This window comes from Agromyces flavus (genome assembly GCF_900104685.1).
Lineage (GTDB): Bacteria > Actinomycetota > Actinomycetes > Actinomycetales > Microbacteriaceae > Agromyces > Agromyces flavus.
Window position 1 is genome coordinate 3,573,790 of record NZ_LT629755.1, and the last position, 23,962, is coordinate 3,597,751.

Consider the following 23,962-nt stretch of genomic DNA (forward strand, 5'->3'; position numbering starts at 1 on the left):
AGGACGGGACCTACCCGTCCTTCTCCGCCTTCCGCATGAGCTCCGCCGCGTAGTCGGGCACCGAGTTCGTCCACGACCGGGGCGGCCGCTCGTATCCGCCGGCGGGCGGCCGCGGCGGGATCTCGATCACCTCGGGCTCGACGTGCTCCCACGGCACCTTCGAGAGTAGGTGCGCGATCATGTTGATCCGCGACCGGCGCTTGTCGTCGCTCTCGACCTCGTACCAGGGCGCCTCGGCGATGTCGGTGTGGAGGAACATGTTGTCCTTCGCGCGCGAGTAGTCCTCCCACTTCGTGATCGAGAGCACGTCGTTGGGGCTGAGCTTCCACCGCCGCATCGGGTCCTCGGCGCGCGAGCGGAACCGCTCCTCCTGCACGACGTCGGACACGCTGAACCAGTACTTGAGCAGGATGATGCCGTCCTCGACGAGCATGCGCTCGAAGATCGGCGCCTGATGCAGGAAGCGGTGGTACTCCTCGTTGGTGCAGTACCCCATGACGCGCTCGACGCCCGCGCGGTTGTACCAGGACCGGTCCATGAGCACGATCTCGCCGCCGGCCGGCAGGTGCGGCACGTAGCGCTGGAAGTACCACCGCGTCTTGTCGCGTGCGCTCGGCGTCGGCAGCGCGACGATGCGCGTGACGCGCGGGTTCATGTACTCGCTCACGCGCTTGATGGCAGAACCCTTGCCCGCGGCATCCCGGCCCTCGAAGATCACGACGATGCGTGCGCCCGACTGCTGCACCCAGGCCTGCATGTCAACGAGCTGCGCCTGCAGGCGCTCGAGTTCGGCCTCGTACAGCGCCTTCGGCATCCGTCTGCTCATCGGGCACCCCTTGCTGAAGCCTAGAGCGGATGTCGCGCCGCGGCGCCGCGCGACTCCATACTGAGCGGATGGACGCACCCGCGGGTCTTGGAGTCGTGACCGCCTCCACGGGTGCCGGGATGCTCGCACTGTGGGACACCTCGGCGTTCGAGGACGTCGACGGGTACGACGCGTGGGAGGAGCGCGTCAACGAGCGACTTCCGGACGCCATCCGGGCGGGCGAGCTGGTGCCCGTCAACATCCGATTCGACGGCGCCTACGGCGTCCGAGTCGTGGTCGCCCCCGATGAGCTGACCGAGCGGGAGCAGCGGTACGCGATCGTGACGAGCGACCACTACCTCCTCGTCATCGCGGGCGCCACGGCGTGCCTGAGCGGACTCGAATCCGTCGGAGATCCGAGCGAGGCGCCGCTCAGCGTGCCGCTCGTCGCGGGACGCTACGCCGTCCGGACGACGCTCGTCGCGTGGGATGAGGAGCCGGATTCGAAGGGCCCGGATGGCAGGCCCACCTCGACCGCGCTGCCCGACTTCGTCGTGCGGATCGAGCCGGCGAGTGGGTCGGAATCATTCCGCGTCGCGAAGGAGACCTTCGACCGACCCGCCTGAGGCGCCGCGTGCGCGCTCCGCCCCGAGTTGCGCCATGCCGACACGCCATCGCGCGCATGGGAGGTGCAGTCGTACCATCGGAGGACGCACGGGTCCCCCGCCCGCCGCGTTCGAACCTGAATCCCGATCAGACGACCGTCCGATCCGTCCGCCGACATGGCGGGCGGGCATCCCCCTGGAGTTCGGTTGACCGCCCCCATCGACAACGAGCCCGTGTTCGGGTTCGGCGCGCCCGTGCCGGCCGGCGGCGCTGCGCCCGGCGGTGCCGGCGGACCGGTGATCGGGGTGGCAGCGCGGTCGGAAGGTGACGACGGCGTTCGGGCCGGAGCGCATGCGCAACCCGTCGAGGTTCCGGCGGTCGAGGTGCCGCGACTGCCGTACGGCGACCGGCGCCGCTACTTCCTCAGCAGCCTCGAGCCGAGCGGCGACTTCGACGCGGTCATCGTGGCGGTGACGGATGGCACGCGCCGCCGGTACTTCACGACGCGCGACGGTGCGCGCCTGACCGAGATCGACGTCGCGGCGTTCGACCGCCGCAACGAGGGCGGCGAGCGGTCCTTGCTCGAGCTCGACGAGCGCGAGCTCGGGGAGCTCGAGGCAGAGCTGCGGTTCGTGCGTCCGGTGCGCGGGCGCGACCCGATCGCCGAGGTCGCGGAGGTCGATGAGGCCGATGATGAGGCCGCGGCCGAGTCGCCGGCCGCCGCACAAGCCGGGGTGGCGGTCGAGCCGCCCGACAGAGTCACGCCCCACTCCGAGGTCGAGCCGCCGCACGCGGTGCTCGACCGAGCGGATGCCGACGACGCCGGACACGAGCAGACGAGGTTCCCCGACGAAGCGGTGCCCGAAGGTGCGGTGCTCCTCGACACGGCGTCGCTCGACGAGCCCCAGATCTCGGCGGACCCGCCGCCCCACCCCGAGGAGGTGCAACCGGTGCTCGACCCGATGGACCCGGCGACCGAAGCGACCCCGATCGAGCCGCCGGCGGTCGATCCCATGACCGAGGAGTTCGAGGAGATGGTCGCCTCCGCGCGCCGCTCGACCTTCCGCGAGGCGCCACACGAGACATCCGTCGACGTCGAGCCCGACATCGACGCGCCCGACGTCGACGCCGAGCCGGTGGCTGAGGCCGGCGCCATTTCGGCGGACGCCGACGAGATCTCGGACCCCATCGCTCAATCCGCGCCGGTCCCGACGCACGCGCACACCCTCCGCCCCGCGCCCGACACTCACCCCTCGCCGATGTCGCAGGCCGATGCCCTGGAGCAGGTCGCGCTGGCGAAGGGCATCGCCTTCATCGCGCACCGTGGTCAACTCGACCGCAGCGGCCTGCCCTACATCGACCATCCGGGTCGCATCTCGGAGCGCTTCGACCCGGCGACGGAGCCGATCGAGGCGGCCTCCGCCTGGCTGCACGACGTGCTCGAAGACACGGCGATCACACCCGAGGAACTGTTCGAGGCCGGCGTGCGCCCCGAGATCATCGAGATCGTGCGGCTGCTGACGCGAAGCTCGGAGGTTCCGCCTGAGGAGTACTACGCCCGCATCCGTTCCCACCCGGCCGCACGCCGCGTGAAGCTCGCCGACATCGACGACAACACCGCGAGGTGGCGCCTCCGCCGTCTCGACTACGACGTGCAACTCCGCCTCATCGAGAAGTACCGCCTGGCCCGCCGCGCGCTCGGCTCGCACTGACTGCCCGGCAGCCTCAGCCGATCATCGCCATGAACCGCCGCACCCGATCGGCCATCTCGTCGGGCACCTCGGCGATGGCGAAGTGCCCGCCCTCGTCGAGCCGGTCGAACCAGCGCAGGTCGCGATAGTGCCGCCGCGCCAGCGACTCGGGGTACGTGCCCTCGTGCCGCTGGATCCACACCGCGGCGGGCACGTCGGTCGGGGGGATCGGATCGGGCGTGTCGGCGCCCTCGTAGTACGGCCGGAACGACGACTGGATCGACTGGGTGACCCAGTAGATCATCGCCTCGGTGAGGATGCGGTCGCGCGAGATGCGCCGTTCGACGGCGGCCGGCTCGCCCGGGGGTGTGTCACTCCACTCGACGAGCTTCTCGGCGATCCACGCGAGCAGGCCCGCGGGTGAATCGTTGAGGGCGACCGCGAGCGTGTCGGGCCGGGTCGACTGCACGTGGCCGTAGGCGCCATCCGTCTCGTGCTTCTCGGCGAGCGCCGCGAAGAAGGCATGCTCGTCGGGATCGGTGAGCGCCTCGCGTTCGGCGTAGGTGGGGAAGTGCGAGTGCGTCGCGACGATGCCGGCGACGTGGTCGGGGTGACTGGCGGCGATGAGGTCGCTGACGTTCGCCGTGACATCCTCGCCGTAGGTGATGTAGCGCTCGTAGCAGAGCACCTCGGTCATGAGCCGGTGCATCGTGTCGGCGAGGCGCCGCTCGGTCATCGGGCCGTCGGCGTAGGGCGAGGAGAACGCGAATCCCGGCAGGCTCGCGACCACGACGTGCAGGTCGGGAAGGCGGTCTGCGAAGTCGAGCTGCAGGGCGAACGTGTGCGGCCAGCCGTGCATCACGAGCAACGCCGGCGCGTCGGGTTGCTCGGACCGCACGTGCACGAAGTGCACGCTCGCATCGTCGATCTGCGCGAGGAACTGCGGATGCCCGTTCAGCCATGCCTCGCGCGCACGCCAGTCCCAGGCCACCCAGGAGTCGATGAGCGAACGAAGGTACGCGGCATTCATACCCGAGGGCGGCGTGCGCGGCGAGTCGTCGAGCAGCCGGGTGCGCTCGAGCCGATCGCGTAGATCGTCGAGGACCTCGTCGGGTACGTGGATCGTGAAGGGCTCCGGAGCCGTCATCCTCCGAGACTAGGCGGGGCGACCGACACCCGACGGGGCGCCGAACGGTCCCCGCCGGCATCGCGCCATCCGCCCCGATGGCCGCACGCCTCGGCCGCCCAGAGCGCACCGCGCCCGAGCGCCGATCGTTGCGCGCATCCATCCAATCGCGCGCTGAGGTACCCGGCGATGAACGCGTCGCCCGCGCCCGTCGTGTCGACGACGTCGGCGGGCACGGCGTCCCATTCGAACCACGACGACCCGTCGGTCGCCAGGCCTCCGGCCGCACCGCGCGTCACGATCGCGAACCGCGCACCGCCGGCGAGCGCCTCGTCGGACCACGCTCGCGCATCGCCGTCCTCGCCGACCGATCCGAAGGCGACGTCGAGGTCGGCGAACCCCGTGGAGACGGCGCAGTCCTGGCTGATCACCGGACCAGCACCATCCCGCCCCGCACGCAGGCGCGCGAGTCGATATCGCAGCTCATCGGCGTCGGGGAGCATGCCGACGTGCACCCATCGGGACCGGGAGAGCAGCGCCACGTGCGAGTCGCTCGGGAAGTAATCCGCCGTCACGCCGAACTCCTCGGACTCGAACGACCGCTCTCCGCCGTCGACGCGGATGGTCGTGATCGCCGTGGGCCCCGGCATCGTCACCAGGCCCACGTCGTCGACTCCGGCGCGGCGCAGCGCGCTCGTGATGGTGCGGGCGTGCGCATCGCGGCCGACCGCACCGAAGTACGCGGCCGAACCGCCGTGCGTCGCGATCTGCGCGGCGACGTTGAACGCGTTGCCGCCCGCGAAGTGCACCGATTCGTCGCCCACGTACCGGTCGATCGTGTTGTCGCCGACGGCGGCGATGACCGGCGCGCGGTCGACGCCCGACCCCGAACCCCCAGCCGCGCTCACCTCATGCCCCCGACCCGCGATCCCGTCAGTACTGCAGCTGCCGGTAGTAGCGGCGCGTGGTGAGCGGGTGGTCGCGCAGCACCTCCAGGTGCGCGCTCACCCGCTCGAGTGCGGTCGCGAGCAGCGCCGGAGCGAGCAGGGCGCGCACCTCGGGCGTGAAGCCGAGCAGTTCGAAGTCGGCGGTGTCGATCACCTCGAGCGTGTCGGTGATGCGCGGCACGAATGCCTCGACGCGCTCGACGAGCGCGCGCCCGGCGTCCTCTCCCTTCAGCGCGATGACGCTCACTCCCGGCTCGAGCAGCTCGAGCGTGCCGTGGAAGAAGTCGGACGCGTGCACGGGTCGCGTGCGGATCCACTGCATCTCCTCGAGGATGCACATGCCGTAGTAGAACGCCTCCGGCCAGCTCGCGCCCGCGCCGGTGATGATGTGGTAGTCGGATGCCGCGATGATGCGTGCGAGCTCGGCCGCCCGCTCCTCGAACCCGCGCTTCACGCCGAGCAGCGCGTCGGGAAGCGTCTGGAGCTGGGCGAGCACGTCGTCGTAGGCGTCGAATTCGCCTCGGGCCCGCATGACCGACAGGGCGATGAGCAGCGACTGGATCGAGAAGGTCTCGCTCGACGTGTCATCCGCGGCGAACGTCGTGAGGTTCACGTCGGCGGCCTCGGCGAGCGGGGTATCGGCGTGGCCCGTCAGCGTGAGCACGGTCGCGCCGCGCTCCTTCGCGTACTCGAGCACCCGGATGCTCTCGAGCGTGGTCCCCGACAACGAGGGGATGACGACGATCGAGCCAGGACCGAGGTGCACCGACCCGGCCTCGACGAGCTCGGCCGGCATCTCGAGGAAGGTCGGGAACGTCGAGCGCGTCTGGAGCAGGCGGGCAGCGGGCTCCATGAGGATGCCGGCGCCGCCCGACCCCACGAAGAAGAGGTTGATCGCCCCGGCCGCGAGACGCTCGCCGATGAACGCGTCGATGCGGTCGGCGAGGGCGACCGCGCCGGCCTGGATGTCGAGGAAGCGCTCCTCGTCGAAGTTGAGCATGGTGGTCCTTTCGGTCTGGTGGGAGGTGAGGGGATGGTTCAGGCGGTCGCCGCAGCGACGAGCTCGCGCTCGACCGCGGCGAAGCACCGTTCGAGCGCGAGGCGAGGGTCGAACGCGTAGGTCCCGTCGCCGAAGAGCTCGAACGTGAGGCATCCGTCATACCCGCGCCGGCCGAGCGCCTCGAGGTACGAACCCAGCGGCAGCTCGCCGTCGCCCCAGGCGAGGTGTCCGTTGGGCCTGCCGTCGATGAGGTGCACGTGACGGATGCGGTCGCCGAGCAGGTCGAAGTAGGCGTCGACGGTGTCTCCGGCCACCGCCATCGCGACGGTGTCGAGGGCCGCGCCGAGGTTCGGCGCCGCGATCTCGTCGAGCATATGCGCGAGCGTCGCGGCGTCGTTCACGAGGTTCGACTCGACGCGCTGCAGCGGCTCGAGCACGCACGAGACGCCGAGTCGGCCCGCGTAGGCCGCGATCTCGCCGATCGCATCGACGGACCGGCGCCACGCGGCATCCGTCGCCTCGTTCTCGAACCCGCGGCCGGGCGTCAGGAACAGCAGCGGCGCCCCGAGCTCGACGCAGAGCTCTGCCGCCCGCCGGAACATGCCGATGCTGGAGGCCCGCAGCCACGGCGACGGCGAGGCCACGTTGACGGGGTAGATCACCTGTTCGGGCGTGAGGCACTGCACGGCGAGCCCGCGCTCATCGATGCGACGGCGGATGCCGCGCGCCTCCTCGTTCGAGAGCTGCGGCACGTGCAGCTGCGGCGCGGTGCCCCAGAGCTCCACCCGCTCGCGGCCGAGGTCGACCATGTCGTCGAGGAACCGCTCGAACGGCAGGTGCTGGTACGAGAAGTTCGAGCCAGTGAACTGCTCGAGGCGGATGGCGCTCACTTCCCGATCCCGTCGGCGAGGCCCTTCACGAAGTACCGCTGGCACGCGAAGAAGAGCACGACGACCGGCAGTGCGGCGATGACCATGCCGGCGAACACGACGGGGTAGTCGGTGCCGTGCTTGCTCATCAGGCTCGTGAGGCCGACGGGCAGGGTCTGCATGTCGGTGCCGCTCGTGAACACCATCGCGAAGAGGTACTCGTTCCACGCGAAGAGGATGTGCAGGATGACGACCGAGATGATGATCGGCCGGCACATGGGCAGGATGATGCGCCAGAACGACGTCCATCGGCTCGCGCCGTCGACCTCGGCCGCCTCGTCGACCTCGCGCGGCAGGTCGATCATGTACGCGCGGATGAGGAACGTCGTGAACGGGATGCGGAACGCGGTGTAGAGGATGAGCAGCGCCCAGAAGGTGTTGTAGAGGCCCATCGCCTGGAACATCTTGACGAGCGGCACGAGCGCGACGGTCGGTGCGAGCATGAGGCCGCCGAGGATGACGGTGGACCACGTGCGCGACCAGGGGATCTCGACGCGCGTCAGGCCGTACGCCGCCCACGCGCTGATGAACACCGTGGCGATCGTCGACGTGACCGTGACGAGGATGCTCGTCGTGAGGTAGTTGCTCACGCCGCGGTTCCACGCGTCGGCGTAGTTGTCCCAGCCCCACTGCAGCGGCAGGGCGAACGGGTTGCCGAACAGCTCGGCGTTGGACTTGAAGCCGTTGAGCACCATCCACGTGAGCGGGTAGACGACCACCACCACGAGGCAGAGCAGGAACGTCCACATGAACACGCGGCCGATGGCCCCGGTGAAGGCGAGTCGGGTCACCATTCCACCCTTCTGCGACGGTTGATCCAGAGCTGCACGAGGGCGATCGCGAGCGTGATGACGAAGATGACCGTCGCGATCGCGGCCGCGTAGCCGAAGTCGTTTCGCACGAAGCCGTTGCGGTAGAGCCATGTGCCGAGCACCTGGGTCGAGTTGTTGGGCCCGCCCGAGGTCATGACCATGACTTCGTTGAAGACCTGGAAGGCACCCGAGATCGTGACGATGATCATGAGTCCGGTCATCTCGCGCACGAGGGGGAGCGTGACGGTGAAGAACCGGCGGACGGGTCCGATGCCGTCGATCGCCGCCGCCTCGTAGAGCTCGGACGGGATGCGCTGGATCGCGACCGCGAACAGCAGCGTCGAGTAGCCGAAGCCCTGCCACTGGCTCATCACGATGATCGCCATCATCGCCGTCGACTCCTGCCCGAGCCACGGCTGCGCCCAGGCTCCGAGGCCCACGGCGTCGAGCGCGTGGTTGAGCAGGCCCAGGTTGGGCTCGTAGATGAAGTAGAAGAGCAGGCCGGCGACCGTGAGCGAGATGGCGGATGGCACGAAGTAGATCGCGCGCAGCCCGCGACGCCACCGGTCGTGGCGGATGCTCTCGATCACCGCGGCGAGCACGATCGCCCCGAACACCTGGAAGACGAGCGAGACGACGGCGTAGAGCACGTTGTTCCACAGCGACGACCAGAAGATCGGATCTGCCGCCAGTCGCTGGTAGTTCTCTGCGCCGATGAACTCCTGGCTGCCGCTGTAGATGTCCCACTCGAGCGTCGAGAACCCGAGGTTCTGCACGAGCGGCAGGTAGACGAACACCGCGAGCACGACGACGGCCGGGAGGATCCAGGCCAGGCCGAGCAGGCGCCGGATGCCGCGGCGCCGCGGTGCCCGAGGGGGCGGGGCGACGGTGGTGAGTGCCACCGTCGCCCGCGTCTCGGTCCTATCGAGCTGAGTCAGAAGCATTCCGCACGCTCTCGAGGATCTCTTCGGGCGTCGAGCCGCCGCTGATCAGGGCCTCGCCGCCGGCGAGCCAGGCGTCCGCGACCTCGGGGACGGTCACGGTGTCGAGCCAGATGACCATCTCGGATGCCTCGTTCACTTTCGTGATGCCGTCGAACACCGGGACGCTCGAGGTCTCGGGGGTCACGGCGCCGACGATCGTGCTCGGCTGGCCGTACGGCGGCGACGAGAGCGTCGTCGCGCTCTCGAGCGTCGTCGCGAACTTCATGAAATCGACGGCGAGAGCTGCCCGCGGCGACTTCGCGTTGATGAGGTAGCCCTCGGGCGAACCCTCGATCGCTCCCGGCTCACCCTCGGCACCCTCGGGGACGGGCAGCTGGAAGATGCCGAACTGCTCGGGCGTGAGCGCGTTGCCCTCGGCGGTCACCGTGTCGAACTCGAGGATCTCCTGGTAGTACATGGCCGCGCGGCCGCCGGCGAGCGCCTCCTGCGCGGTGGTGTACAGCACGCCGTTCGTGCCGGTGCCCGTGTCGGTGCACTCGTCGACCAGTGTCTTGAACTGCTCGAGCGACGCGAGGTACCCGGGGTGGTCGAGCTCGGCGGTCTCGGGCGAGAAGTCGGCCTGCAGGATGTCGCTCGGCACGTTGTAGGCGAAGAGCTGCTGCAGGTAGTGCAGGGCGGGCCAGCCGTCCTTGTTGCCGAACGCGATGGGCTCGTAGCCGGCCTCCCGGATGGGACCGCAGCTCTCGATGAGCTCTTCGAAGGTGTTCGGCACGTCGATGCCGACCTCGTCGAAGATCGCGGTGTTGTACCCCATGAACTTGCCGTTGTTGTAGAGCGGAACGCCGTAGTACTTCCCGTCGACCTCGAACGCGCTGAGTGAGGCCTCGCCGAACGTGTCGCCCCACTCGGTGCCGGGGGCGATGACCTCGCTCAGGTCGGCGGCGAGGCCGCCGTCGATGAAGTTCTGGGCCCAGTTGCCGGTCCACGTGAAGTAGATGTCGGGCAGGGCGCCCGAGGCGGTCAACGTCTTGGTCTTGTCCTTGACGCTCTGGTCGGTCTCCTGGATGAGCTCGACCGTGACGTCGGGGTGCAGCTCCTCGTACTCGGCGGCGAGGTCCTCGAAGTACGGGCCGAGCGGCTCGCCGCCGAACTTCGTGAGGATGCTCAGGGTGCCGGAGTACTCGGGCTCGTCGGTGATGTCGGCGGCCGGGGCGGCGTTGCCGCCGGCGCAGCCGGCCATCGTGAGAGCGGATGCCGCGGCGAGCGCGGCGAGTGCGGTGATTCTCGGTGCGTGCATGGTCTTCCTTCGACTCGGGATGGATGCCGGACCGGACCGGAGGGGTGCTCCGGGGATCCGCCGTCGGATCGGAGTGGCGCTGGTGCGTTGGTGGGGCACGACTCTACACAGAAACTGATACCGGTACCAGAGTTTTCCGAGATCGACTCCGGATGGAGACGCATTCGAAACACTCAGCGCAAGTCGTGATGCGCTCTGGAGCATGGGAATCGCGCGGAAATCCGAGCAACACGGCGATCCCAGACCGATGCTGACGTCGAGCGGTGTTGACGCCTCCACGACCGTGTGTCAGCATGATGCCGACCTGATACCGGTACCACATGCCGCATCATCCGAGCTCTCCGTTGGAAGGACCATCCATGCTCGAGACCACGATCCTCGGCTTCGACGAGGCGACGTTCCGCACCCAGACCGCGAGCGCCGTGGCGCTGCGTCCGCAGATCGAGGAGGTGGTGGATCGCCTCCAGGAGCAGGGCTTCGCGAACCTCTTCCTGATCGGCGCGGGCGGCACCTACGCGGCCATGTGGCCGTACGAGCACCTCGCGCGGCGCGGCTCGACCCTCCCGGTGCGATCCGTGATCGCCGCCGAGCTCATCGAGTCGGGCGACGCCACACTCGGCTCCGACTCGGTCGCGATCTTCACCTCGGTGTCGGGGACCACCGACGACAGCCTTCGCGCGATCGAGTACTGCAAGGCCCGCGGCGTGACCACCATCGGCTTCACCGGATACCCCGAGTCGCCCATCGCGCAGGCCGTCGACATCCCGCTCGTCTCGGAGCCGAAGACCTGGCCGTTCGACACGCAGCTGCTGCTCTTCATGACGAAGCTGCTCTCGGAGCGGGGCGAGTTCGAGGGGTACGAGAAGTTCGCCGACGAGCTGGCCGGCCTGCCCGACATCCTCGTCCGCGTCGCCGAGCAGGCCGAGCCCGTGGCATCTGCCTTCGCCGAGGCGCACGCCGACGCCGACTACCACTTCCTCGTCGGCGGCGGGAACCTGTGGGGCTTCACCTATCTCTACTCGATGTGCATCCTCGAGGAGATGCAGTGGCTGCGCACCACTCGGGTGCACAGCGCCGAGTTCTTCCACGGCTCGCTCGAGCTCCTCGAGCCCGACACGAGCGTCATCGTCTTCCAGGGCGAGGACGAGACCCGCGCCCTCACCGACCGCGTCGAGCGGTTCGTGAAGCGCGTCTCGAACGACGTCACGGTGTTCGACACGAAGGACTACGAGCTCGAGGGCATCAGCCCCGAGTTCCGCGGGCTGCTCGCCCCGCTCGTGCTCGACACGGTGATGGGCCGCGTGTCGAAGCACCTCGAGCGCGTGCGCGACCACTCGCTCGACCTGCGTCGCTACTACCGCGTCGTCGAGTACTGATCGACCCAGGCGTCGAGTGAACGGATGGCCCCGTGCCCGCCGCGCGCGGGACGGGGCATCCGTCGACCCTTCCTTCCCTACACTTCCCGTCATCAGGAGGCGGCAATGCGCGTACTCGGCTTCGGCGACAACATCGTGGATCGCTTCCTCGATCGCGGCCTCGACTATCCCGGTGGCAACTGCGTGAACGTCGCGGTCTTCGCGCACCGGCTCGGCGCCGAGGCGGGCTACCTCGGGGTCTTCGGGGATGACGCGGCCGGAACGCTGCTGCAGGAGGCGATCGCAGCCGAGGGCGTCGACCTCTCGCGGAGCGTCGTGCGGGCGGGGGAGAGTGGGGTCTCCGCACTTCGAGTAGACGACGGCGAGCGCACGTTCCTCGGCTGGAACGGCGGCGGCGTGACGGTGCGGTCGCCGCTCGTACTGGATGACGCCCTGCTCGAGTACGCCGCCGGGTTCGACCTCGTGCACTCGAGCGTGTACTCGCGCAGCGAGGCGGAACTTCCGAAGCTCGCGGCATCCCGGGAGCTCGTGTCGTTCGACCTCTCGAGCGAGGACGAGTTCCGCACGCCCGAGTACCTCGATCGCGTGGCGCCGCACGCCGATCTCGTGCTGCTGTCGTGCTCGCACCTCGACGTCGACCAGACGCGGGCGCTGCTGGCCGAGGCCGTGTCCCGCGGGGCATCCGTCGCCCTCGCGACCCGCGGCACCGACGGCGCGATCGTGACCGACGGCGCCGTGACGGTGTCTGCGCCGGCCCGACTCGTGGCCGATCCCTCCACGATCGTCGACACGATGGGCTGCGGCGACGCGTTCCTCGCCGGGTTCGTGGTGTCCCTGCTCGGGACCGGCTGGCGCCGTGACGCGCCGCCCTCGAACGAGCAGTTCGCGGTGGCGCTCCGAGCCGGCGCCGACGCCGCGTACGACCAGTGCTTCGTCGAGGGCGCATTCGCTCGCGCCCGCCCGTCGGGGGAGCCCGTCGCCCTCTCCGAGGAGTCCGCCGCCGCTAGCATGGCGTCTGTCCAGGCGCACGGGTGAAGGGTCGGCACAGGGGTATGGCGGAACGCGAGCGGCCCTCCAGCCCCCCGACGATCTCCGAGGTCGCCGCGGCTGCCGGTGTCGGCCGCGCTTCGGCCGCCCGCACACTCGGCGGGTACGGCTACGTCAGTCCCGAACTCCGCGAGCGAGTCCTCGCGGCCGCCGAGGAGCTCGGCTACCGGGCGAATGCCCTGGCCCGCAGCATGTCGACGGGCATCACCCACACGCTCGGCGTCATCGTCGCCGACATCGGCAATCCGTTCTTCGCGGGCGTGGTGCGCGGCATCTCCGACACGTCGCGCGAGCGCGGCTTCGACACGATCGTCCTGAGCACGCACGAGTCGCTCGACGAAGAGATCGCCGCGATGAACGTCCTCATCGACAAGCGCGTCGACGGCGTCATCGTCGCGTCGGCGGCCGTCGAGCGAGCGGATGTCGCGCACCTCACGGCCGCCATCGAGCACGGCATCCCCGTGGTGCTCGTCGACCGTGAGGTCTCCCACCTCGACCTCGACGCCGTCGTGATCGACAACCGGGAGGCCGCGCGCGAGGCGGTGGATTCGCTGATCCGGGCCGGACACACCCGCATCGGCTTCGTTTGGGGCCCGACGACCGACACGCGCCCGGCTACCCGCCGTGAGCTGCTCGCGGCCGCGGCGAAGAACCTCTGGACCGACGCCGAGCGCCTTCGCGGCTACCTCGACGCGCTCGACGATGCGGGCATCCCGTTCGACCCCGACCTCGTCATGGTGGGAGTGAAGACCGAGGAGCGCGCGATCGACGAGGTCGCCCGCATGCTCGCCCTGCCCGACCGGCCGACCGCTGTGTTCTGCACCGAGACCGACGCCATGACCGGGTCGCTCCGCGCCATCCGCGCTGCCGGCCTCGCCTACCCGGGCGACGTGTCGCTGATCGGGTTCGACGACAGCTCGTGGGCCGCCGTGATGGACCCGCCGCTGACGATGATCGCGCAGCCGATGCACGAGCTCGGCGAGACGGCCGCGGCGACCCTGCTCGCGCTCATCGACGGCGAGCCGACGACCCGGTCGCGCCACACGCTCGAGACGACGCTCGTGTCGCGGGCGTCGGTCGCGCCGCCTGGGGGCGCCCGACGATGACCGCCATGCCCGCCGCGCGGTCGGCTCGAGCCCCATGGCGAAGCCTGCTCGGCATCGTGTTCATCGCGCATGGCGTGATCACGCTCGCTGCGGCCGTGGTGCTCGCAATGCTGCCGGCCGCGATCCCGGCGACGGTCGGGATCGAGCTCGGCCCCGACGGCTACCTGCTGTCGTACTTCCTGGCCGCGGCCGAGTTGGCGATCGGCGTGCTCTCGCTCGGCGCGGCGCGGCTGACCGATCCGACCGCCGTGGGTCTCATCGTCGCGACGTTCGTGGTGTTCCACCTCGCGACCGCGCTGCTCGAGTTGGTCTTCCTGTTCTCCGCGGCGCCGAGTGCGGTGCTCGTGGGCAACCTCGTGGTGCGCCTGGTCGCGGCGGTCGTGTTCGTCGTCGCCTGGCGGTTCTGGCGCCGGCGCGCGGCATCCGCTTCGGCCTGACGCTTCGCGCACGTCGATGTCGGCCGGGTCGCGGCATCCGCCCCGCTCTGGTAGCCATGTGCTCATGACCGCCGCTCGGGGTACACCGCAGGATGGCGCGCGCAGCGGTTCGCGGTTCGTCGCGCTGTTGCGCGGTGTCAATGTCGGGGGCCGGAACGCGATCAGCATGGCCGATCTCGCCGCGAGCTTCCGCGACGCCGGGTACGACGACGTGAGCACGTACCTGCAGAGCGGCAACGTGCTGTTCACCGCCCGTCGCCGAACGGGCGCGGCACTCGAGACCGAGCTCGAGGCGATGCTCGAGCAACGGTTCGGGATCCCGCTGCTCGTCGTGGTGCGGTCGCGGGACGAACTCGCCGCGACGATCGACGCCGCGCCGCCGGATCACGGATCGTCGAAGCTCCGCAGCGAGGTGATCTTCCTCAAGCGCCCGCTCACCGCTGCGGACGCCCTCGCCGAGTTCCCCGACCTGCGCGACGGCGTGGATTCGGTGACGCCCGGTCCGGGCGCGATCTACTTCTCGCGCGTGGCGGCGCGCGCGACGAAGACGCGCATCCAACTGGTCATGGCGATGCCGATCTGCCGGCAGATGACGATGCGGACCTGGCGGACGTGCACGGCCCTGCTCGACAAGCTCGACGCGTCGTGAGCGCGATCGGCGGGCCGCGCGTTCGGCGCGCTGCGACATCCCGCCGCCTCGACGGGAGTACGCTCTCGGCCAGCGACGGCGCCGGAGGCGACCGGTCGCGAGGCGATCGGCGGCGATGGCCGCGACGAGGAGGCGGAGATGGTCCCCGAGATCAACTACTGGGCGGTCGTGCTGGCGACGCTGTCGAGCATGGCGGTCGGCGCGATCTGGTACGCGCGCCCGGTGTTCGGCAACCGATGGGCGAACCTTGCCCGGGTCGACATGGATCGCGGCGGAAGCGCGGTGATGCCGCTCATCGTGACCCTCATCGTGAGCTTCGTGTCGGCGTGGGTGCTCGCGGGCGCCTCGACCATCGCGTGGCACTTCTACGGCGGCAGCTACCTCATGTCGGCGCTGTTCACTGCGCTCATCCTGTGGGCCGGCTTCACCGCCGCGCGGTTCATCACCCACGACGCGTTCGAGGGGCGTCCCTCGACGCTCACGATCATCAACATCGCGCACGAACTGGTCACGTTCGTCGTGATGGGCATCATCATCGGGGTGTGGCCGCCGGCCGGCACGGTCTGACCGGTGGCCCGGGAGCCGGGTGTCGCGACATCCGCTGCGCGCCGGCGTGCAGGATGATCGGTGGCGCAGGTCGAGATCGATGGCCGCGACCGGCGCGACCGTGATGGGCGAGCGCCTTCTGGACGGCGTCGCCCCACCGGGCCGTCGCCGCGCTGCGAAGCCTACGAGGCGACCCGTGGAACGGTCAGCTCCGGAGCATCGCGATGCCGAACGGTCGAGCGGCCGGATGGATGGCGCGACCATCGTCATCGGTGAGACCCATGGCGGCGAGCAGACGCTTGGCTCGATTCAGTTCGGCGTCACCGAGTTCGCGTCGTCCACCCCGGCGCTTCGCCTCGTCGAAGGCGAACCGTCGCACGTCGCGCCCGCAGAGGCCGTGATCGCGCTGGTCGCTCAGCACGAGCTCGATCGCGAGTTCGGCGACCTCAGACCGCCCGAGGTAGGAGGCGGAAGACCCAGGCCTGATGAGCCGCTCGGCCAATGTGCCCCAGAGCGCCGCGGGATCGTCGAGCAGGCGTTCGCGGACCGCAGCGAGGGTGAGCAATCGCCCCTTCTGAACGCGAGCGAAGCGAAGCACCCTGAGGTCTTCGCCCAGTGCCCCAGAGGCGGCCAGGTCGATCCCCTCGGGCGATGCGGCGGAGCGCAGGAGATCGCGGACCGGCGCGGTCGTAGCGGCCATCTGGGCGTCATCGACCTTCGCAGGTTCGAGCACCCCGAGTTCGATGAGATCGATGCGAAGGGCGCGTCGAGCCGCGTCGCTCGCACCTTCGGTGGCGGCGTCGAGTGCTTCCCATCTGTCGCCGGTGGGGTCGCGCAGGCTGTCCGCCAGCGCGGGGAAGGCGGATTCGAACAGGTGGTCCATCGCCTGACGCGACGTCGGGTCGGCCAGCTCACCGTACGCGCTCTCGGTGCCGACGCGCGGCACGGTGCCGGCGCCGCCGAGTACCGCCACGCGAGCCACGGACGAACGCGACGACGCGGCGTCCGGTTCGGTGACCGCGATGCGATGGCGCCATGTGGGGCCGGGCTCGCCCAGCACGCCATCGAGTTCGAGTTGCCGGTACTCGAATTCGAGGCCGTCGCCGAAGCGGTCGGCGATTTCGCCGATGGTCCACTCGCGACGGCAGGCGGGTTCGGGTTCAGGCTCCCACCATTGGTCGTAGTCGGGATGCATTCGGTGGTGCGTGGGGCGTGCCGGGGTGAGGGCGCGACACCCCCACGCGTCTGCTTCACGCCCCCACCACGGGGTGTGCGCCGTCCCGAAGCGCCATGTTCCGGTGCCGGTCCAGCCGAACGCGAGCACGATCGCCTCCGCCAGGGCGGAGAGGCCGAGCCCGGAATCGAGGATCAGGGAGCGCCAGGTGGGCCGGTCGACACCGTCGAGGTCGATGCGGAGCGTGATATGTGCGCGTGGGGCGCTCGTTCGCCATGACATGGGGACATGGTCGTCGCGCGGAGGTCTCGAATTCTCCGTCTTGGGCGAGCTGTGCGCGATGGACGGACTCGACGCGTTGTCGAGGAGGAATCGTGACGGTCGTCGACCCTGCCGCTCGCCCTCAGGCTCGCCCGTCGTGGTTTCCGCGGTGGATGCTGCCCGAGCGGCGACGTCGCAGAGACGACATACCGGCCCGAGTCGTACGATTCGTCGGGTGGGGCACGTCGCGAAGGGCGGCGGCGTGACTCCTGCACGCGCTGGCCCACGCAAGGCCTACGCGGCCGGCTGGAACGCGGGCAGCGCGAAGCGCGCTCGGCCGCCGAGTCGCGGTGTCTGCGCTGGGTCGACGTGGGGCGGCGGGGTGAACCATACTTCGGATCGGGTGGCGCAAACCTCCCATCCATCGCGGTGGATCCGTTGGTGGCAGAAAGAACAGAGCATGACGCCGTTGCTCAAGTCGGTCGGGCCGATGTCGCGTTCCCACCACCTGATGTGGTGCGCGTCGACGTAGGCGATGTTCTGGCCGCATGACGCGCATCCGCCGTCGCGCTCGGCGAGTGCGATTCGCTGGGCGCGGGTGAAGAGCCGGGCCGAGCGGCCCAGGTCGAGCGGAACGCCGTCACCGCCCATGACCGTCGGGATGAGTTCGGCGTCGGCCGACAGCCGCCGGGCTGTGGTTGCGGAGATCGGTTGATCGATGCCGTCGATGCGCGCGTGCCCGAGACCTTCGACGAGGGTGTCGTAGTCGAGGCGCACCACGACGGTGGCCTTCGCGAGCGGAGCGAGCGTTTGTTCGCACCCCAGCGCGTGGCGTGCGATCGCGGCCAGTGCGTCGGCTTGGACCTGGGGGATCGAGCGATGGTCCTCGACGACCGGACCCGGGCCCGACGCCGGCTCGCGACGTCGCAGTGCGTCGCTCACGATGGCCTCGATCGCGGCCTTGATCGGTGCCGCGGTCTCGGGGTCGAGTCGGGCGTGCAGGTGGACCATGCCCGAGGAGTCCTCGCGCATCGTGAGGGAACGCTCATCGCGGAGCTGCTCCTCACGCGGTTCGACGCCGTCGCGGTCGAGCCTGGCCTCCGCCTCACGCACGCCGCGCGTGAGCAGGTCGAGCGGCACCCGTGCGGCGAGGTCGACCAGCGCGGCCTCGGCGGCGTCGGCCAGCCCGGGATCGGCACGCACCCGCACGCGTTCGAGCATCGATGTGATCGTGGAAGCCGCATCGATGCCGATCAGGGCGGACGCGAGCGCCGCGGCGACGTGCGGATGCCGCGACGGCAGCCGAGCACCGTCGAACGTCTGTCGTTCAGCAGTGGCGGTGCCGACCGCGATGAGCTTCGCCGCTTCGCCCCGTGACGCTCCGGTCGAGGCGGCGATCAGCCGCACCGGGTTGTGGAACCCCTGCGCCCTCGCCAGGTTGCCTTCGGGCCGCTCGGCGCTCGAGCGCGTGGACACCTCGGCGGCGACGCGCGCGAGCAGGGCTTCAGCGTCTCGACGTACTCGGGCGAGCGCGTCGGTCACGCGCACGAGCCCGGCGTCGCTCATCTGCGCCACCTCGACCTGAGCCGGGCCGTCCATCATTCCGAAGGCCGGCAGAGCGCCGCTCCACGCCGCACGCAACTCGGCGACGTCGCGTGCGAGTGCATCCAACGGCTGATCCATGTCTCCATCCTGCATGGACCCACTGACACTCCAGCGGCCGTGAAAGGACCTCTGATCAGCCGAATTACCCTGTGGAGGAGTGCGAGCTCCGCGCTCCTGTGGAGGAGGGGTGGCCGAGGCAGTAGCGGCCGTCGAGTCGCCGTCGCCGGCCCCGCCGACATCGCCCGCTCCGGCAGCCGAGGGCAACGCAGGTCAGCCCGAGACTCGACCCAACAGCACCTCGGCGAGCGCGATCGCCGTAGCCTCGTCGTTTGCCGACACGTTGATCCAGTCCTGGCCGACCGCGAGGTCCACCGCGCAGGTCGTGCCGTACCGTTCGTCGCAGCGGATGGATGCCACCTCGCCTGAGGCGAGGCCGTCGAGCTCGATCGGAGTGGACGTTCCGGCTTGGAGCATCCGCTCGTACGCCCAGCGTCCGTCGTGGAGGCGGTCCACCCGCGCCACCTGATTCATGTCGTCGACGCCCCAGCCGCAGCCCCACGCGTCGGCGTACAGCCGGGCCTCGGCCCACTCGCTCCACCCGCCGGCCCCGATCATGACCTGCGCGCCGGGCGTGGCCGTGATCGATCGCGCCTGGTCGAGCGGGATGAGTGCTTCGCAGTCCTCGGCAACCGGCCACGACATCCGCTCGGGCGTCGTCGCCGGGGCGGCCGGTCCGGCTGCACCCACCGTGGCGACGACGGCATCGACGAGCGGTGACCACCCCGACGCATCCGCGGCGAACCCGCCGCCGGCGAAGGCCGAGACCGTGACCCAGGCGTCACCGACGGCCGAGCTGGCCCAGCACGAGGTCGCATCGCACTGACGCTCATCGGCCGGCATCCCGTGCTGGTTCGCGTACTGGCTCCATCCCGCGGCGGCTCTCGGGACGACCGAGACGGTCACGCCCACGTAAGCCGGCTCCGTGCCGTACTGGTCGTTCATCGGCACGCCGTTCGACCACTCGCACACGCTGCCGCCGACCGCGAGGATCGCCGCGCGCCTCGGGATCGCGATCCCGACGCCGGACTCCGACAGGATCGGATCGATCGCGGCGACGTCCGTCGTGAAGACGCCCGACACGAGGGCAGGATCGACCAGGCTCCCGCAGTCCAGGCCGTAGCGGGAGGCCGGCTGCGCCGTGATCGGGGGAGCGGGTGCCGGCGGTGGCGGCGGCGCGCTCGAGGGTGTCACCGAGTACTCGGTCGTCGGCGGGCTGGTCGGCGTGCTCGCCGGCGTGTCGGCGACCGGGCTCGCCGCGTCATCCTGCGGCGCGGACACCATGAGCGCCACTGCGGCTCCAGCGCCGACGCCGAAAAGCGCGACCACGCCGAGACCGAACCCGAGGAGGCGGCGGATCGACGTCTGCTTCGCGGGCACCGGTTCGAGGGCGGCCCGCTCGAGCACGTTGCGCTTCATCGATACGAGGAGGCGCGTCAGGTCGTCCCCAGTGGGAGGTCGAGTCTTCATTCGAGGGTCACCGCCTTCTTCAATCGGGCCCGGCTTCGGGACACGCGTTGCTTGATTGCGCCGACGCTGAGGTCCAGCCGCTTCGCCGCCTCGGCGTAGGACACGCCTTCGACCAGGCAGAGCTCGCACACCTGCCGGTCGATCGGTTCGAGTCGTTCGATCTCGTCGAGGACCCAGCGCAGGTCGTCCCGCGCCGCTTCCGCATCGTGATACTCGCGGACGACGTCGGAGCGGCGTGCCGTGTCGTCGAACTGCTCCGCCCGATTGCGGGCCGCCTTCCTGACGGCGTTCAATCCGAAGTTGCGGCACGTGACGAGGAGCCACGGCAGCAGCGACGTCTCGACGAGAATGATGTCGGCTGCCTTGCGCCACAGCGTCAGGAACGTGTCCTGCACGATCTCCTCGACATCCATCCGGCCCGGCGCCAGCGCCCACGCGTACCGCATCACGGCCGGGGCGTGTCGATCGAACACGGCGGCCAACGCCCGTTGATCGCCGCTCGCCACGCGCTGCAGGAGCTCGGCGTCGGTGCCAGTGCCCTCGTTCACGTGCACACCCCCCTTCACTCTAGGAATGTCGGAAGGCGAGCAGAAGTCACAAGTCGGGGTCGAATCGGTATCGGACGGTGCGGCCCCATGCGTCCGCGATGACCGGGTGTCGGGCGCCTCGGAGCGCCAAACGAGCGTCGCGAGATTTTGGCGGCCGCCAACAGTTGACGGATCATCCCGACCGCGTCTACTGTCTGATCAAACGTTTTGGCAAAACGTTTAGGCACCGCCCCCAACATTTCCCGCCCACCAATCACAGACACGAATGGAGTCGAAGTGATGAAGCTTCGCACCCGCACCATTGCGCCCGCCACGCGCCGTCTCACCCTCTCGCTCGCCGCCGTGAGCGCCGCCGCCCTCGCGCTCTCCGGCTGCGGCGTCGGCGGGGGCGAGAACGCGTCGGGCACCGACGAGCTCACGGTCGTCGTCGAAGGCGGCGGACTCGCCGAGCTGCAGCCGATCGCCGACGCCTACAAGGAGGAGACCGGCACCAAGGTGACGCTCGTCGAGCTGCCGTACGACGGCCTCTACGACCGCATCTCGTCCGAGCTGTCCTCGGGCCAGGTGTCGTTCGACGTCGCGGCGCTCGACGCGATCTGGCTCAGCGCCTTCGCCGACGGCGTCACGCCGCTCGACGACCTCTTCACCGACGATGTGAAGTCCGACCTCTTCCCCGGCCTCGTGAGCGAGGCGCAGGTGAACGACGCGTTCGTCGGCATGCCCGTGTGGACCAACTCCGAGATCCTCTTCTACCGCACCGACCTCTTCGAGGATCCGGCCGAGCAGGCGGCGTTCCAGGAGAAGTACGGCTACGAGCTCGCGCCCCCGACCGACTGGGAGCAGTACCGCGACGTCGCCGAGTTCTTCACGCGCGACACCGACGGCGACGGACAGGTCGACCTCTACGGCACCGACGTGAAGGGTGCCGTCGAGACGGAGTGGCTCGCGACGGTCTCGCAGGCCGGCGAGGAGCACATGGTGCTCGACGCCGAGAGCGGCGAGGTCACGATCGACGACGCCGAGCACCTCGAGGCGCTCGACTACTACACGAGCCTGCTGCCCTTCGCACCCTCGGGCGCCGCACAGCTCGACTGGGCCGGCGCGCAGAACCTCTTCTACCAGGGCCAGCTCGCGATGATGCGGTTCTGGGGCCACGCGTACACGGGCACGCCCGAGGACTCGGTGGTCAAGGACAGCATCGGCGCGGCCCCGATGATCGCGGGTCCCGGCGGCATCGCGGGCGTTCCGGGCGCCTGGTACCTGTCGGTGCCGACGGCGACCGACAAGCAGGAGGAGGCGAAGGACTTCATCGCCTACGCCTACGAGCACAACGAGCTCTCGATGGACTCGTGGCTCGGCCTCGCCGCGCGCATCTCGGCCTTCGAGTCGAAGCAGGGCGAGGAGGGCAAGGAGCACTACGCCGCCCTGCTCGAGACGCTGAACGCGCCGCAGACCCTGGCCCGCCCGGCGACGCCGCAGTGGCAGGAGATCGTCGACACCGTGCTCACGCCGCTGCTGCAGAAGGCGGTGGAGCCGGGCGCCGACAACGCCGCGCTCCTCGCCGAGGCGAAGGCCCAGATCGAGGCGATCGTCGAGTAACGACATGCGCACCACGATCAGCACCACGCCGGCCGGGGCGGAACTCGCCGCCCCGGCCACGGGGTCCGGTTCGCCAGCCACGGAGGTCGTGACATCCGTGGCCCCCGGCGACCCCCAGACCGACATCGGCGGTCGGGGCGGGCGGATGCCGCGCATCGCCGCCCTCCGACCCCGCCGCCGCCCGACCGGCCTCAGCGACCGCCGCTTCGCACTCCTGCTCATGCTCCCGGCCGCGATCTTCCTCGCGGTGTTCGTGGGCTGGCCGCTCGTGAAGTTCGTCACCGACAGCTTCTTCGAGATCTCGCCGATCGCCGGCGGGCCCCGGGAGTTCGTCGGGTTCGAGAACTACGCCACGGCGTTCGGGTCCGAGGCCTTCCAGGAGGCCGCGTGGCGCACGGTCGTCTACACGGTCATCGTCGTCACGGCGGAGTTCGTGCTCGGCCTCGCGGTGGCACTGCTCTTCACCTCGCTCGGGCGCCGGTCGAACGCCTTCCGCACGCTGTTCATGTACCCGCTCATGATCGCGCCGGTCGTCGCGGGCCTGCTGTGGCGGTTCCTGCTGATCGACAACTTCGGCATCGTCAACCAGCTCCTCTTCGAATTGGGCATCATCCAGAGCCCCGACCAGATCCAGTGGCTGAGCGACCCCGACATCGCGCTGTTCTCGGTCGCGCTGCCCGACATCTGGCTGACGACCTCGTTCATCACGCTCGTGCTGTTCGCGGGCCTGCAGAACATCCCCGGCGACGTGGTCGAGGCCGCGCGCATCGACGGTGCGAACTACTGGCGACTGCTCGTGAGCGTCATCATCCCGCTGCTGCGACCCGTCATCGCCGTCGCGCTCATCGTCCGCGGCATCGACGCCGCGCGCGCCTTCGACATCATCCTCATCCAGACGGATGGCGGGCCCCAGGGCTCGACGACCACGCTCAGCCTGCTCATCTACCGCACGCTCACGCGCTTCGGCGACCCCGGTCTCGCGAGCGCGATGGGCACGGTCTACCTCATCGCGATGCTGGCGGTCTCGATCGCCGCGATCGCCCTGATCTGGCGCCCGGGAGGGAACGCACGATGAACCCGCTCGAGACCCGCGGACGCGTGAGCCGCGTCATCCTCTGGGCCCTGCTCGCCTTCGCGATCGTGCTCTACGGCTTCCCGTTCGCGTACCTGCTGCTCACCTCGTTCAAGACTCCGCTCGACGCGATCGCCGTGCCGCCGACGGTCATGCCTGAGGTGTGGACGCTCGAGAACTACGTGTCGGCGCTCAGCCGGCAGGGCGTTCCCGCGGCGCTCGTCAACAGCGTCATCACCGCCGTGATCTCGACCGTGCTGTCGCTCGTGCTCGCGGTGCCGGCGGCGTACGCGATCACCCGCTTCCGCACCCCGAGCGGCCGCGTGTTCATCGTCGCGGCCCTCGTGACCCGGATGGTGCCGACGATCGCCGTGGGCGCGCCGCTCGTCGAGGTCATGCGTAACCTCGGCCTCACCGACACGTCCTTCGGCCTGGCCCTCGCGCATACGACGATCTCGCTGCCGCTGTCGATCTGGCTCATGGCGAGCTTCTTCGAGGCGGTGCCCGACGAGCTCGACGAGGCCGCCAAGGTCGACGGCTGCTCACGGCTGCAGGCGCTCTGGCGCGTCGTGATTCCCGTCGTCACGGGCGGTCTGGCCGTGACCGCGATCTTCGCGTTCCTCGCGTCGTGGAACGAATTCCTGTTCGCGCTGCTCCTCACGAGCGTGCGCGCGCAGACGACGCCCATCGTGATCGCGAACTTCCAGACGCAGTTCGGCCTCGACTGGGGCGGGATGACGGCGCTCGCCGCGGTCTACTCCGTTCCCGTCATCCTGCTCACCCTGCTCCTCCAGCGCCACATCGTCGCCGGGCTCACGCTCGGCGCGGTCAAGGGCTGAGGAGACCGAGACCCGAACG

At 69.9% G+C, this 23,962-nt stretch carries 23 protein-coding genes; 11 read left to right on the forward strand and 12 right to left on the reverse strand.

Annotation, left to right across the window (positions count from 1 at the left end; translation table 11 throughout):
* Positions 1-10: 10 nt before the first annotated feature.
* Entirely contained in the window at positions 11-826 is an 816-nt protein-coding gene (gene ppk2, locus BLT99_RS16970) for a polyphosphate kinase 2 (protein ID WP_229724510.1), read from the reverse strand.
* 68 nt (positions 827-894) lie between these two features.
* On the opposite strand from ppk2, the gene BLT99_RS16975 reads away from it, so the two are divergent.
* Both BLT99_RS16975 and BLT99_RS17880 read left to right on the forward strand, forming a co-directional pair.
* Positions 895-1,431: a hypothetical protein gene (locus tag BLT99_RS16975; protein ID WP_133988505.1), complete on the forward strand. Its 537-nt coding sequence runs from the start codon at positions 895-897 to the stop codon at positions 1,429-1,431.
* Positions 1,432-1,617: 186 nt separating this feature from the next.
* Complete coding sequence (locus BLT99_RS17880) at positions 1,618-3,123, forward strand: hypothetical protein (protein ID WP_197675507.1); 1,506 nt, start codon at positions 1,618-1,620, stop codon at positions 3,121-3,123.
* A gap of 13 nt (positions 3,124-3,136) precedes the next feature.
* Here BLT99_RS17880 and BLT99_RS16985 read toward each other — a convergent pair whose 3' ends face one another.
* From BLT99_RS16985 to BLT99_RS17015, 7 genes are read right to left on the reverse strand one after another with little or no spacing between them, the layout of a single operon-like run.
* A complete protein-coding gene (locus BLT99_RS16985; protein WP_092675121.1) occupies positions 3,137-4,249 on the reverse strand; it encodes an epoxide hydrolase family protein in 1,113 nt (370 codons plus the stop codon).
* Positions 4,246-5,136, reverse strand: coding sequence for a PfkB family carbohydrate kinase (locus BLT99_RS16990; protein ID WP_092675124.1), 891 nt, complete (start codon positions 5,134-5,136; stop codon positions 4,246-4,248). The genes BLT99_RS16985 and BLT99_RS16990 overlap by 4 nt, the downstream gene beginning before the upstream one ends.
* 25 nt (positions 5,137-5,161) lie before the next feature.
* A complete protein-coding gene (locus BLT99_RS16995) occupies positions 5,162-6,175 on the reverse strand; it encodes an SIS domain-containing protein (RefSeq protein WP_092675128.1) in 1,014 nt (337 codons plus the stop codon).
* 38 nt (positions 6,176-6,213) lie between these two features.
* Entirely contained in the window at positions 6,214-7,065 is an 852-nt protein-coding gene (locus BLT99_RS17000) for a sugar phosphate isomerase/epimerase family protein (RefSeq protein WP_229724508.1), read from the reverse strand.
* The gene (locus tag BLT99_RS17005; protein ID WP_092675131.1) at positions 7,062-7,898 is read right to left on the reverse strand and encodes a carbohydrate ABC transporter permease; all 837 of its coding nucleotides are present in this window, start codon (positions 7,896-7,898) and stop codon (positions 7,062-7,064) included. The genes BLT99_RS17000 and BLT99_RS17005 overlap by 4 nt, the downstream gene beginning before the upstream one ends.
* Entirely contained in the window at positions 7,892-8,818 is a 927-nt protein-coding gene (locus BLT99_RS17010; RefSeq protein WP_229724505.1) for a carbohydrate ABC transporter permease, read from the reverse strand. The genes BLT99_RS17005 and BLT99_RS17010 overlap by 7 nt, the downstream gene beginning before the upstream one ends.
* 19 nt (positions 8,819-8,837) lie before the next feature.
* Entirely contained in the window at positions 8,838-10,157 is a 1,320-nt protein-coding gene (locus tag BLT99_RS17015) for an ABC transporter substrate-binding protein (RefSeq protein ID WP_092675137.1), read from the reverse strand.
* 359 nt (positions 10,158-10,516) lie between these two features.
* Between BLT99_RS17015 and BLT99_RS17020 the strand changes: the two genes are divergently transcribed.
* From BLT99_RS17020 to BLT99_RS17045, 6 genes are all read left to right on the forward strand, one after another.
* Entirely contained in the window at positions 10,517-11,533 is a 1,017-nt protein-coding gene (locus BLT99_RS17020; RefSeq protein WP_229724503.1) for an SIS domain-containing protein, read from the forward strand.
* Positions 11,534-11,638: 105 nt separating this feature from the next.
* A complete protein-coding gene (locus BLT99_RS17025; protein WP_092675140.1) occupies positions 11,639-12,568 on the forward strand; it encodes a PfkB family carbohydrate kinase in 930 nt (309 codons plus the stop codon).
* A gap of 17 nt (positions 12,569-12,585) precedes the next feature.
* Positions 12,586-13,686 (forward strand): LacI family DNA-binding transcriptional regulator, encoded by a 1,101-nt coding sequence (locus tag BLT99_RS17030; protein ID WP_092675143.1) that lies wholly within the window; start codon positions 12,586-12,588, stop codon positions 13,684-13,686.
* A gap of 5 nt (positions 13,687-13,691) precedes the next feature.
* On the forward strand, positions 13,692-14,123 hold the full coding sequence (locus BLT99_RS17035) for a hypothetical protein (protein ID WP_092675146.1): 432 nt from the start codon (positions 13,692-13,694) through the stop codon (positions 14,121-14,123).
* 64 nt (positions 14,124-14,187) lie between these two features.
* On the forward strand, positions 14,188-14,772 hold the full coding sequence (locus BLT99_RS17040; protein ID WP_092675149.1) for a DUF1697 domain-containing protein: 585 nt from the start codon (positions 14,188-14,190) through the stop codon (positions 14,770-14,772).
* A 138-nt stretch (positions 14,773-14,910) separates the two neighbouring features.
* On the forward strand, positions 14,911-15,339 hold the full coding sequence (locus tag BLT99_RS17045; protein ID WP_092675152.1) for a DUF1761 domain-containing protein: 429 nt from the start codon (positions 14,911-14,913) through the stop codon (positions 15,337-15,339).
* A gap of 184 nt (positions 15,340-15,523) precedes the next feature.
* On the opposite strand, the gene BLT99_RS17050 is transcribed toward BLT99_RS17045, so the two are convergent.
* The 4 genes from BLT99_RS17050 to BLT99_RS17065 all read right to left on the reverse strand — a co-directional run bounded on the left by BLT99_RS17050 (position 15,524) and on the right by BLT99_RS17065 (position 20,439).
* Complete coding sequence (locus tag BLT99_RS17050) at positions 15,524-16,774, reverse strand: IS1096 element passenger TnpR family protein (protein WP_092675155.1); 1,251 nt, start codon at positions 16,772-16,774, stop codon at positions 15,524-15,526.
* Between the two features lie 273 nt (positions 16,775-17,047).
* Positions 17,048-18,436: an HNH endonuclease signature motif containing protein gene (locus BLT99_RS17055; RefSeq protein WP_229724501.1), complete on the reverse strand. Its 1,389-nt coding sequence runs from the start codon at positions 18,434-18,436 to the stop codon at positions 17,048-17,050.
* A 192-nt stretch (positions 18,437-18,628) separates the two neighbouring features.
* The gene (locus tag BLT99_RS17060) at positions 18,629-19,834 is read right to left on the reverse strand and encodes a hypothetical protein (protein WP_092675158.1); all 1,206 of its coding nucleotides are present in this window, start codon (positions 19,832-19,834) and stop codon (positions 18,629-18,631) included.
* A gap of 47 nt (positions 19,835-19,881) precedes the next feature.
* Complete coding sequence (locus BLT99_RS17065; RefSeq protein ID WP_231945693.1) at positions 19,882-20,439, reverse strand: RNA polymerase sigma factor; 558 nt, start codon at positions 20,437-20,439, stop codon at positions 19,882-19,884.
* Between the two features lie 273 nt (positions 20,440-20,712).
* Between BLT99_RS17065 and BLT99_RS17070 the strand changes: the two genes are divergently transcribed.
* From BLT99_RS17070 to BLT99_RS17080, 3 genes are all read left to right on the forward strand, one after another.
* Positions 20,713-22,032, forward strand: a complete 1,320-nt coding sequence (locus BLT99_RS17070; protein ID WP_092675161.1) for an ABC transporter substrate-binding protein — start codon at positions 20,713-20,715, stop codon at positions 22,030-22,032.
* 220 nt (positions 22,033-22,252) lie between these two features.
* Entirely contained in the window at positions 22,253-23,107 is an 855-nt protein-coding gene (locus BLT99_RS17075; RefSeq protein ID WP_308209000.1) for a carbohydrate ABC transporter permease, read from the forward strand.
* Entirely contained in the window at positions 23,104-23,943 is an 840-nt protein-coding gene (locus BLT99_RS17080) for a carbohydrate ABC transporter permease (RefSeq protein WP_092675164.1), read from the forward strand. The genes BLT99_RS17075 and BLT99_RS17080 overlap by 4 nt, the downstream gene beginning before the upstream one ends.
* Positions 23,944-23,962: the final 19 nt, after the last annotated feature.

Coding starts and splice junctions, on each gene's coding strand:
- ppk2 (WP_229724510.1), bottom strand. CDS start 826: ATGAGCAGACGGATGCCGAAGGCGCTGTACGAGGCCGAACTCGAGCGC.
- BLT99_RS16975 (WP_133988505.1), top strand. CDS start 895: ATGGACGCACCCGCGGGTCTTGGAGTCGTGACCGCCTCCACGGGTGCC.
- BLT99_RS16985 (WP_092675121.1), bottom strand. CDS start 4,249: ATGACGGCTCCGGAGCCCTTCACGATCCACGTACCCGACGAGGTCCTC.
- BLT99_RS16995 (WP_092675128.1), bottom strand. CDS start 6,175: ATGCTCAACTTCGACGAGGAGCGCTTCCTCGACATCCAGGCCGGCGCG.
- BLT99_RS17005 (WP_092675131.1), bottom strand. CDS start 7,898: ATGGTGACCCGACTCGCCTTCACCGGGGCCATCGGCCGCGTGTTCATG.
- BLT99_RS17015 (WP_092675137.1), bottom strand. CDS start 10,157: ATGCACGCACCGAGAATCACCGCACTCGCCGCGCTCGCCGCGGCATCC.
- BLT99_RS17020 (WP_229724503.1), top strand. CDS start 10,517: ATGCTCGAGACCACGATCCTCGGCTTCGACGAGGCGACGTTCCGCACC.
- BLT99_RS17025 (WP_092675140.1), top strand. CDS start 11,639: ATGCGCGTACTCGGCTTCGGCGACAACATCGTGGATCGCTTCCTCGAT.
- BLT99_RS17030 (WP_092675143.1), top strand. CDS start 12,586: ATGGCGGAACGCGAGCGGCCCTCCAGCCCCCCGACGATCTCCGAGGTC.
- BLT99_RS17035 (WP_092675146.1), top strand. CDS start 13,692: ATGCCCGCCGCGCGGTCGGCTCGAGCCCCATGGCGAAGCCTGCTCGGC.
- BLT99_RS17040 (WP_092675149.1), top strand. CDS start 14,188: ATGACCGCCGCTCGGGGTACACCGCAGGATGGCGCGCGCAGCGGTTCG.
- BLT99_RS17045 (WP_092675152.1), top strand. CDS start 14,911: ATGGTCCCCGAGATCAACTACTGGGCGGTCGTGCTGGCGACGCTGTCG.
- BLT99_RS17050 (WP_092675155.1), bottom strand. CDS start 16,774: ATGTCATGGCGAACGAGCGCCCCACGCGCACATATCACGCTCCGCATC.
- BLT99_RS17055 (WP_229724501.1), bottom strand. CDS start 18,436: ATGGATCAGCCGTTGGATGCACTCGCACGCGACGTCGCCGAGTTGCGT.
- BLT99_RS17060 (WP_092675158.1), bottom strand. CDS start 19,834: ATGAAGCGCAACGTGCTCGAGCGGGCCGCCCTCGAACCGGTGCCCGCG.
- BLT99_RS17070 (WP_092675161.1), top strand. CDS start 20,713: ATGAAGCTTCGCACCCGCACCATTGCGCCCGCCACGCGCCGTCTCACC.
- BLT99_RS17075 (WP_308209000.1), top strand. CDS start 22,253: ATGCTCCCGGCCGCGATCTTCCTCGCGGTGTTCGTGGGCTGGCCGCTC.
- BLT99_RS17080 (WP_092675164.1), top strand. CDS start 23,104: ATGAACCCGCTCGAGACCCGCGGACGCGTGAGCCGCGTCATCCTCTGG.